We start from the raw sequence: 298 nt of genomic DNA, 5'->3' as shown, positions 1-298 counted from the left end.
CGGCGAGTGGTTCGGCAGCCAGTACTACGGCCTGCAGCCCGACCTGATGACCATCGCCAAGGGGCTGACCAGCGGCTATGTGCCGATGGGTGGCCTGATCGTCAGCGACAAGGTGTTCGAGGTGATCGAGGCGCATGGCGATTTCAACCACGGCTTCACCTATTCCGGGCATCCGGTGGCGGCGGCGGTGGGCCTGGAGAACCTGCGCATCCTCAAGGAGGAGGGCATCGTCGAGCGGGTGAAGGCGGAAACGGCACCGTATTTGCAGAAGCGTCTGCGCGAGCTGGCGGATCACCCG

Annotated in this window: 1 protein-coding gene; it reads left to right on the top strand. The window is 64.8% G+C overall.

The features are described 5' to 3' along the window. Positions 1–298 (top strand): aminotransferase class III-fold pyridoxal phosphate-dependent enzyme (locus E4487_RS24110; RefSeq protein WP_175254555.1); only part of this gene is annotated, 298 nt, incomplete at both ends.

Origin of the sequence: Pseudomonas sp. BMW13 (assembly GCF_013357275.1) — a bacterium.
Lineage (GTDB): Bacteria > Pseudomonadota > Gammaproteobacteria > Pseudomonadales > Pseudomonadaceae > Aquipseudomonas > Aquipseudomonas khazarica.
Note: the sequence above shows the minus strand (reverse complement) of the source record. Positions and strands in the feature narration are given on the sequence as shown.